The organism is bacterium (assembly GCA_040753085.1).
Taxonomy (GTDB): Bacteria; UBA9089; JASEGY01; order JASEGY01; family JASEGY01; genus JASEGY01.
Genome location: JBFMHI010000106.1, coordinates 1 through 9,424 on the forward strand (window position 1 = coordinate 1; position 9,424 = coordinate 9,424).

Here is a 9,424-nt window from a genome sequence, read left to right on the forward strand (position 1 = left end):
TGGTAGCTCTTTTTCTAAGGTTTTTAGCAAGAGTAATAATATTGCCCGCCCATTTCACCCTCACCCTATCCCTCTCCCCTCAAGGGAGAGGGAATTTTGCTTTGTCTCCCAACTAACTGCTTAACTTGGTTTTGAGTAGTTACCAACTGATCAAGGACACATTGCGTACACCCTTTGAGGGATTGGGAAAACCGGAACCTCTGAAGGCAGACCTATTGGGCTATTGGTCACGACGAATCAATGACGAACACCGTTTGGTTTACGGGGTGACCGGGACAGACCTCGTGATTATTTCTTGTCGCTATCATACATCAAGTAGTTGATTGTGGCTGTAACTTGTACGCGGACGGCAGACGGTGTGAAAACTACAATTATGCCGTTGCTTTCTGAATCGCAAAGCTGGGATGAGATTATCAACCGGATAATAAGATAGGGCGGCCTCTGGCCGCCACCAAATCCGCTTCGCTCTGTAAGGAGTGTAGTGGAATATTGGGTTTGGGAAATTGGAGAGTAATAACTATTTACACAGGAACCAGTTGCCAATGCCAACCTTTTTAAGACGAGAACAGATGGTTAGCCTCTTTCTTTTAGGATGCCTGCTGGTGTTTTCTGTATATTTTTATTCCACCAGAGCCCCCCTCTATAAAATCAACATCAATACAGCCGGTCAGGCACAGTTGGAGGCCCTGCCCGGTATCGGCCCCACTAAGGCCCAATGGATCATTGATTATCGAGAACATTTCGGGCCTTTCCAGACTACCGAGCAAATAATGAAGGTTAAAGGAATCGGTGCCTATACCTTCTTTAGGTTTAACGATCTGATTACGGTGGGCAGCCGTCAGTAATAAGAGCTGAGGGTTGAGAGTGGAGAGTTGAGAGCGGAAAGGTCTCTTCTCTCCACTTTCCACCCTCGTGCTCTGTCAGGCTTGAAATTGTTGGTAACGCCTCTTTTGCCCCTCACCCTGACCCTCTCCCCTGAGGCTTATCCTTACCCACATCTTTTAAAAACCACGAAGAACACGAAGGGCACGAAGATAAAACAAATCTTTTAATCCCATCTTTAAATAATTTTTTCTTCGTGTCCTTCGTGCTCTTCGTGGTTTATCCTTGATTTTCATCAAGGCAGGCTCTTGTTTACCCCATCCTTTTACCCAATTTGTGGGTAAAGATAAGCCCCTGAGGGGAGAGGATTAAGGTGAGGGGGATTGTCTACCGTTCCAGATAATCTTTCAGCTTCCGGCTCCTGGTAGGGTGACGGAGCTTTCGTAAGGCCTTGGCCTCAATCTGTCTGATCCGCTCCCGGGTAACATTGAATTGAGTCCCTACCTCTTCCAGGGTATGAGGATAACCATCTTCCAACCCAAAGCGAAGTCGCAGCACCTGGGCTTCCTGGTCAGAGAGTGTCTTTAGAACCCTCTTTAATTGCTCCTGAAGGAGGAGGAAGGTGGTCACATTAACCGGTGAATCCACCCCTTTATCCTCAATAAAATCCCCCAGGTGAGAATCATTTTCTTCACCAATAGGTGTCTCCAAGGAGATAGGATCCTGAGCAATATGAAGGACCCTCTTAACCTTAGTTATCGGCCAATCCAGTCTCCTGGCGATTTCGGCTGGAGTAGGCTCCCGGCCGCACTTTTGGACCAATCGCCGTGATTCTTTAATAACCCGGTTGATTTGTTCCACCATATGAACGGGTATTCGTATGGTCCGGGATTGATCGGCAATAGCCCTGGTTATGGCCTGTCTGATCCACCAGGTGGCATAAGTGCTAAATCGGTAGCCCCGTTTGTATTCAAATTTCTCGACCGCCTTAATCAACCCCATATTGCCTTCCTGAATCAAATCAAGAAAATTGAGCCCCCAGTTGATATACTTCTTGGCAATAGAAACGACTAACCGCAGATTAGCCGCAACCATCTCTTCCTTGGCCGCCGTAATAATGGCCTCTCCCTCCCGAATTTGATGCGAAAACTGTTTGATCTTGGTTATACTATTCCCCGTCGACTGTTCCATCCTCCGGAACCTTCTTCGAGAATTTTTGATCATTCGCCTGAGATCAGTGACATCTCCTTGTGTTTCCTTCTTTATCTTCTGAATCTGTTCCTCCATCTGCTTGATCTCTCCTTCGGCCTCACCGATTAAGTTGGCCATCTCTTTAATCCTGACGGAGATACTTTCAAGAAACCCTTGATAAATATCCCGGCCGTTCAGGAGAGATAGCATTTTTATTCGGAAATTTCGGTTGACTTCCTCCGGATTGCTTCCGTTGCTTTTAATAGCTTCTTTAATGGCGGCCTTCATCTCTTTGATCAGCCGGCGACATTCATTTCCCGGGATATCATCCGGCGCAGAGAATTGAAGAATCCTATCAGCCGTGATCCTGCCTTTCTCAAACCGCTCGACCTCTTTGTGAAGTTCTTTTATGATGATACCACTTTCCAGGACCGCATCCCGAATCTTGTTATCCCCTTCCTCCATTCGCCGGGCCATAGATATTTCTTCTTCTGGTGAAAGCAGCGATACCCGTCCAATATCCCGAAGATACATCCGAACCGGATCCTCTACCTTGCTTTCTCCCTTGCCCGGACCTAATCGGAGGTTTTTTTGCTTTTTCTCTTTCCCGAAGAGTTCGTCAACGATATCTATCCCTTCTTGAGTCAACTGAACAAAGACACCCTCTATATCTTCAGGACTCAGTGTGTCAGGGAGTATTTCATTGATCTCATCATAAGTTATCTCTCCTCTGGCCCGGCCCAGATTTATTAATTTTTTAGTCTCTTCTATCATTTCTAATTTTTTCATAGGTCACTTTTTATCTCAACCCTCCTCTTAAATTACGCCTTGCAGCCACCAGGCTTTGATATTGGGAAAGAAGTCCGGCTAATGCCCTTACATCACCTGACTTCTCCATTCTGGATATTTCTCGCTGAACTTTATCCATCCTGGCGTTCAGATTTCTTTCTCTAATCTTGATAATGTAGTCATTGATCGGCCCCACTTCCCCTTGGTCTTTTAATAAAGAAGAAGAAATCAGACCGGCTGTTTCCTTGTCTAGGAAATCAATAATCTTCCCTCTTTCAAAATTATTTCCCTCTTCATCCAACTCCATTATCTTAACCATTACCTTCCGGCAGTCGGAATTAAGGAAGTCATCGGGGCTAAGATTTTTCTTCACTTGAGCCCGGGCATCCCTATCCTTCAAGGTCAAACAGATAATCTCTTTTTCCAGATCCCGCTCTCTTTTTTCTTCCTTTTTAATATAATCCTTGATAACGCCCTTTTGCCTGCCTTGAAACTGTATTATTTCGGTTCGAATAAGGGCTTCTTCAAGATTCAGGGTTTCAGCCAACTTACGTATAAATTCATCCCTTTTAATGGCATTGGAGACCCTTATCAGGGATGGCAGGAGAGACTCAACCACTCTCGCCTTTCCCTCGGCCGTAGAAATGTCATATTGATTAAGCGCGGTTACCAAGCGATAATCCAGAAGACCGACAGCACGTGCCAGCTCTATTCTAAAGGCCTCCGGCCCTTTTTGGGTTAAGAAGTCCGACGGATCAAGCCCCTCCGGTAGGGAGACTACTCTCACATTTAATCCCCCTTCCATCAAGATCTCCAGACCCCGCAAAGAGGCGGCTACGCCGGCCGTATCAGGATCAAAGATGATAACGGCCTCCTGGGTATATCGTCCTAGGAGCTTTACTTGTTCCGCCGTTAAGGCCGTGCCTAAAGTAGCCACCACATTGGTAACCCCATGCTGATGGCAGGCCAGAAGGTCTGTATAGCCTTCGACAATAATTACCTTTTCCTCTGACCGGATAGACTCTTTGGATTCCCTCAGGCCGTAAAGATTTTTCCCCTTACTGTAGACAGGGGTTTCAGGTGAATTTATATATTTGGGAAGAGAATCATCCAGCACCCTGGCCCCAAAACCTATTGCTCTACTATGAATATCGGTAATAGGGAAAATAAGGCGGTCTCGAAAACGGTCATAATAATTATTAGTGCCTTCCTTATTGATAATCAATCCGCTTCTCGTTATCATCTCCAGGGGAAACTTTTGCTTAAGCAGATAATTCTTAATGTTGTCCCAGCCCGGGGGGGCATAGCCCAACTTAAACTGCTCTATGATGGTTTCCTTAAGACCACGGTGGAGAAGATAGTTTTTAGCCCTGGCGCCCTCAGGGGCATTCAGGGCCTTTTGATAAAAAGAGCCCGCCGTTAAATTAATGTTATACAGAATCTGCCTTTCGCTGGCTGCCTTAGCCTCAGTCCCTCTGGAATGGGGAAGATTTATTCCCGCCCGTTCAGCCAATCTCTTTACTGCCTCAGGGAAATTAAGCCCTTCTGTCTTCGTTAAAAAGGTGTAGACATTCCCGCCTGCCCCGCAGCCAAAACAATGAAAGATCTGCTTGGTCGGACTAACCACAAAAGAGGGGGTCTTTTCTACATGGAAAGGACAGCGGGCCTTGTAGTTTTCCCCACTTTTTTTTAAGGCGACATATTCGGATATTAAATCAACAATGTCCGTGCGATCCCGGACCTCGTCTATTATTTCTTGCGGGAATAACATAGTGCGGCCTCCCCTCGAGGCTCGAGGATCGAGGATCGAGCATCCAGCATCGAGCCTCCAGCATCGAGCATCCAGATCACCCATTCAACCGCCTTAGCCAGACTCGCCAGGCTGATATGCTCCTTTTTGGAATGAGGCTGTTTTATCCCTATGCCCAAGAGGATGGATTCAATCCCATGCTTATTAAAGATATTCATATCAGAGGCAATCATAACCGGGAGCAGATTAGGCGTTAAGCCAATCTCTCCCGCCGCTTGAGAGGCTAAAGAGACCACCCTACTTCCTTCTTCCACCTTCACCCCCTCACAAGAATGTTCGATGGAAATTGAGGCCTCTCCTCCCGCCCTTTTGGCGGCGGCCCTAAAGTTTTCCCTTAGTTCTGCTATTTGCGCCTCTAATTTTATCTTATCCCTGCTTCTGACTTCTCCAATAATGGTTGTTCTTTCCGGGACAATATTGGCGGCTGTCCCCCCTGAGATAGTGCCAAAGTTGACGGTAGTCTCCGGATCAATTAAACCCAGAGAGCACTGATTAATCCCTGCGGCAGCTATCTGGATGGCGCTAATTCCTTCCTCTATTCCTGATCCCGCGTGGGCTTCCCGGCCTTTGACTTCTATCTTGATCTGACTTCGGTAGGGAACCTGGTTAATAATGGTGCCCACTTCCTCATCACCGTCCAGGATAAATCCGGTTCGGCTGCTGAGGAGAGAATAATCCAAGTTAGCCGCCCCCAGCATACCCAGCTCTTCGGCTACGGTGAAAACAAACTCTACCCGGGGATAGGCGGCCGGCTTTTTTCTTAAAAGGTGCATCACCTCCAGGAGAATAGCTACCCCGGCCTTGTCATCAGCCCCCAGAACAGTTTCCCCCGCCGAGTAGAAAACCCCGTCCTTTTCCACCGGTTCAATTCCCCGGCCTGGCTGAACCGTATCTACATGCGCCGCAAACAGCAGGGGTGGGAGTTCTGCTCGGCCACCCTTAAACCTGGCAATCAGATTGCCGCTCTCTCCTCCAATGGCCTCGCCGGCTCTATCGGTAATTACTTCCAGGCCCAGCTCAATCAGCTTGTTTTTAAGATAGGCGACGATCTTCCCCTCTTGTTTAGAGAGGCTATCGATTTGAACCAGATGGAAGAAGGTCTCTTTTAGTCGGCTAATGTTCATTTGTCAGTGGAAAGGGGAGAGTTGAGAGGTCTCTCCCTTCTCAATTCTCCCCTCTCAACTTAACTCACTAACCCCTCTTCGCTTTTACTTTCTGTGTAACCGTTCAGCCACGGATGAACACGGATGAAACACGGAAAATCCCGCTACAGCGTATTTGCCTGCAATTAGGGTTGTAGGGACAACCCTTGTGGTTGTCCGCCTACGGAACAGACAGGGACACGCACGGACAGGGACAAACCCTGTCCCTACACTTCCGCCTTCTGTCCTCTCTTATTTATCCGTGCTAATCCGTGTTAATCAGTGGCTGAATAGTTACCTTTCTGCTCCCCACTTTTTACCGCCCACCAACCACTGGCAGGGCCTCAAAATAGAAGAAAGGCGTTATTATCCCTCCATAAATCTCGGCCTTTTGACCTAATCCCACCAGCGAGTTAAAGCTTTCATAGATATTTCCGGCTACCATGCAGTCTTTAATCCGGCCAATCACCTCACCCTCCTTAACCAGAAATCCAAGGCCAATATTGACTGAAAATTCACCGCCCAACACATTGCTCTGACCGCCGCCCAGGACCTGATCCACAATTACCCCTTCCTTTAAGCCGCGCACAGTTTTATTCCACTCCATATTCCCTGGGGAAACGCTGAGGTTACTGGAGGCAGGCGAAGGGAGGGAATCAAAATAGCGATAACCGTTCCCGGTTGATTCCCTCCCCCTCAAAGCAGCCGTTTGAAGGTCAAAGAGGAAATTTTTTAGGATGCCATCTTCTACAATAGGGATTTTTTGGGTGGCGATTCCTTCATCATCTATGGGGGCGCTACCGGCACAAAAATCGATCCCGGCGTCATCATAAATAGTAAGCTGGGGATCAAAAATAAGTTCTCCCCACCTGTCTGTCAAGGGAGAACTCCCCTTTTGAATCATCTTCCCGTTGACCCCTATCTCCACAGAGTGGAGGAGGGTAGGAACCGCTTTAGGGGTAAATATAACCGGATACCTTCCTGAAGCAAGTCCGGCCGTTTGTTTGGAAAGAGTAAGTCTTTGTTTAATTCGGTCAATAATAAAATCTGTCGACTGGATTAGTTTAGCCGAGCTGTAATAATCATAAACGGATAACAGGCTGTCTTCCTCTACCTTTAAAACCTCTACATAGAGATGAAAAGATGACTTTTTATACCCCTCATCCAGGCCAACCGAATTGATTAGCCTGGTCTTACCTATCGTTTTATCTATTTCTACCTTACAGTGGCAATCAGGGCATTCTTCCCGAATGGCCCCAATAATTTTCTCCCCTTCTTCCACTGCCTCGCCGGCTGTAAAACTACTTACTTTTTTATCAAAAACACAAACAGGATTTTTTTGGCTCGCCCCAGGAAATTCAAAAGCCGCCTTCTGTCCAAAGCCACTGACTTCCAGGGCATTTTCTACTAACGCCCGTCTTTGGGAAGGATCAGTCGTGGAAGAAAAGCCGATTTTGCCCTCCCTTATTAACCTGAGTCCCCAACCACAGGCCTCTTTCTCCCTGATATATTTAAGACGATTGTTTTCGAATTTAATAGAGTTTGAATTAGTCTGAACTTCGATCACTTCTGCCTTGGCAGCTCTTTTCAGAGCATGGGCCAGAATGTTTTCCATTATTGGGGCTCCTTTAATCTTCTTTCTAAGTATACACAATAATCGTCCTTTTGTCAAGAACCAAATTGTCAAGGAACTAATATCGTGCCTTAGTGGCTTGGTGGCTGGGTAGTTACAATAGAATAAAGCAACATCACCAGCAGTAAACCGGTAATCCCGCCGGCAAAATATTCCTCAGGCTGATAACCCAAGAAATGGAGAAAGAGCCACACGCTGCCGGAGAGTATGATTAAAAGAGTCAGGAGGAATATCTTGCTGATCCGATGCAGCCTTTCCGCGGCCTTTTCCAGGCCAATAATCCTGGTGTCTATTTTTATCTGCCCGGTATCGAATTTAAGAAGAAATTCATTAAGATTCCTGGGTAAAACAAGGGCCGTCCGTCCCAGGGATTTCACCTCTTCCAGCCAAAGCTCCCAGGGGGACTTATCTTCCTTGATGAATTCCTTAATGTGTGGTTTGACTACTTCAATAATATTTATCTTAGGATTAAGTTCTGCGGAGAGACCTTCCAGAATGCCCATGGTTCGACCCAGGAGGATCAGATCGTTGGGAATCTGCAGGGAAGCGGCTTCGTGAGCGAACTTATGAAAGGTTTCGCCTACCCGCTCTAAGATTTTAGCTGACTTGAACTCCCGCGGCGACATATGACCAAATTCATCTAAGATCTCTTTGATTAACTCAGCCAATCTGGCGACTTCCTCAGGTTCGGAAAGAAATCCCATTTTTTGGCTGGCCAGAGCCATCCCCTGGGCATCATAGGCAATTACTGCCCTGGCCCACTCCTTTAGTAAGCCAACCAACTCCAGGGGGAGCCGTTTGCAAACCCCGAAGTCAACAAAGACCACCTTAGATTGATCCTGAACCAGGATATTTCCCGGATGAGGATCGGCATGGAAGAATCGATCGACAAATATCTGCTGAGAATAGGCCTCAGTTACTATCCTGGCTATCTCTATCTTCTCCGGACCTGGTCTGCCTCGCGCAAAATCAGTGATCCGCTCTCCTTCCACGTATTCCAGGGCAAGCACCTTTTTGGTGGTGTATTCCCAATAAACAGAGGGAATAATTACCTCGGGGTTGTCAGTAAAGTTTTTTCCAATCTCATCAGCATTTTGCCCCTCATGGATATAATCCAATTCTTCATGTAAAAACCTGGAAAATTCCTGGTAGATGACCTCAAGGTTGATATTCCTGAGATGCTTCTTCAGGAAATAAAGGCCGAAGCGGAGGGCGGCCAGATCGCGTTCAATAACCTGATCAATAGACGGATACTGGACCTTAATCGCCACCTTACGGCCATCCTTCAGCACCGCCCGATGAACCTGCCCCAGGGAAGCAGAAGCCAGCGGCTGAGAATCAAAAGAGGCAAAGATATGCTCCAGGGGACGCTCCAGCTCAAGCTGTATCCGCTGTTTGATGAGCTTGAAATCAACCGGGGGGATTCGGTCCTGCAGGAGGGAAAGTCGGTCAGTATATTCTACCGGCAGGACATCGACCCGGGTAGAGATGAATTGCCCGACTTTAATCAGACCACCCTTTAAGGTAATAGCCTTATTGAAAAACAGGTCAGCATACCTGGTATGGAGCCGCTTTAGCCGTAATTGGTATCTTTCCTCGCCTAAGAAGGGCTTGAAAAGGCTTAGCAGCTTATACCCTAAGGCTATCCGGACAATTATCAGGCAAGTAGTAATAAATCGTGTTCGAACGCTGATTTTTTTCTCCTTATAAAATCAGATTGACAGATTTGACTTCTGCCCTCTGCCTTTGGTAATCGGTGACGGGTGACTGAATTATCGAATTATACGCCTTCGTCTACCGATTGTCAACGGTAAAATTAATCTTTGCCCTGCCTTTCCTTGGGGAGTGCGCCTTAAAAATATCGACCTGTGCGGTTAGATTTAGACTGATAATTTGAGCTCTATATTACCTAAGAGCTTCCCCTCCCTTGATGGGCTTATCCTTACCCACAAATTGGGTAAAAGGATGGGGTAAACAAGAGCCTGCCTTGATGAAAATCAAGGATAAACCACGAAGAGCACGAAGGACACGAAGAAA

At 47.0% G+C, this 9,424-nt stretch carries 7 protein-coding genes and 1 pseudogene; 3 read left to right on the forward strand and 5 right to left on the reverse strand.

The genetic code is table 11. From position 1 onward, the window contains the following. The first annotated feature begins 143 nt into the window (after positions 1 to 143). Together AB1797_10435 and AB1797_10440 are read left to right on the forward strand one after the other, a co-directional pair. A pseudogene (locus AB1797_10435) lies at positions 144 to 323 on the forward strand (Txe/YoeB family addiction module toxin). 219 nt (positions 324 to 542) lie between these two features. Next, the gene (locus AB1797_10440) at positions 543 to 845 is read left to right on the forward strand and encodes a ComEA family DNA-binding protein (protein MEW5768020.1); all 303 of its coding nucleotides are present in this window, start codon (positions 543 to 545) and stop codon (positions 843 to 845) included. Positions 846 to 1,209: 364 nt separating this feature from the next. Here the strand turns inward: AB1797_10440 and rpoD are convergent, their stop codons facing one another. From rpoD to AB1797_10465, 5 genes are all read right to left on the reverse strand, one after another. Beyond that, positions 1,210 to 2,802, reverse strand: coding sequence for an RNA polymerase sigma factor RpoD (rpoD, locus tag AB1797_10445; GenBank protein MEW5768021.1), 1,593 nt, complete (start codon positions 2,800 to 2,802; stop codon positions 1,210 to 1,212). Positions 2,803 to 2,812: 10 nt separating this feature from the next. Then, positions 2,813 to 4,657, reverse strand: coding sequence for a DNA primase (dnaG, locus tag AB1797_10450; protein MEW5768022.1), 1,845 nt, complete (start codon positions 4,655 to 4,657; stop codon positions 2,813 to 2,815). Beyond that, positions 4,552 to 5,736 (reverse strand): M20/M25/M40 family metallo-hydrolase, encoded by a 1,185-nt coding sequence (locus AB1797_10455; protein ID MEW5768023.1) that lies wholly within the window; start codon positions 5,734 to 5,736, stop codon positions 4,552 to 4,554. The genes dnaG and AB1797_10455 overlap by 106 nt, the downstream gene beginning before the upstream one ends. Before the next feature lie 334 nt (positions 5,737 to 6,070). After that, the gene (locus tag AB1797_10460; GenBank protein MEW5768024.1) at positions 6,071 to 7,369 is read right to left on the reverse strand and encodes a TldD/PmbA family protein; all 1,299 of its coding nucleotides are present in this window, start codon (positions 7,367 to 7,369) and stop codon (positions 6,071 to 6,073) included. An 89-nt stretch (positions 7,370 to 7,458) separates the two neighbouring features. Then, positions 7,459 to 8,787: an AarF/UbiB family protein gene (locus AB1797_10465; GenBank protein ID MEW5768025.1), complete on the reverse strand. Its 1,329-nt coding sequence runs from the start codon at positions 8,785 to 8,787 to the stop codon at positions 7,459 to 7,461. Between AB1797_10465 and AB1797_10470 the strand changes: the two genes are divergently transcribed. Then, positions 8,686 to 8,910, forward strand: coding sequence for a hypothetical protein (locus AB1797_10470; protein MEW5768026.1), 225 nt, complete (start codon positions 8,686 to 8,688; stop codon positions 8,908 to 8,910). The genes AB1797_10465 and AB1797_10470 overlap by 102 nt on opposite strands. Positions 8,911 to 9,424: the final 514 nt, after the last annotated feature.

Coding starts and splice junctions, on each gene's coding strand:
- AB1797_10440 (MEW5768020.1), top strand. CDS start 543: ATGCCAACCTTTTTAAGACGAGAACAGATGGTTAGCCTCTTTCTTTTA.
- rpoD (MEW5768021.1), bottom strand. CDS start 2,802: ATGAAAAAATTAGAAATGATAGAAGAGACTAAAAAATTAATAAATCTG.
- dnaG (MEW5768022.1), bottom strand. CDS start 4,657: ATGGGTGATCTGGATGCTCGATGCTGGAGGCTCGATGCTGGATGCTCG.
- AB1797_10455 (MEW5768023.1), bottom strand. CDS start 5,736: ATGAACATTAGCCGACTAAAAGAGACCTTCTTCCATCTGGTTCAAATC.
- AB1797_10460 (MEW5768024.1), bottom strand. CDS start 7,369: ATGGAAAACATTCTGGCCCATGCTCTGAAAAGAGCTGCCAAGGCAGAA.
- AB1797_10470 (MEW5768026.1), top strand. CDS start 8,686: ATGAACCTGCCCCAGGGAAGCAGAAGCCAGCGGCTGAGAATCAAAAGA.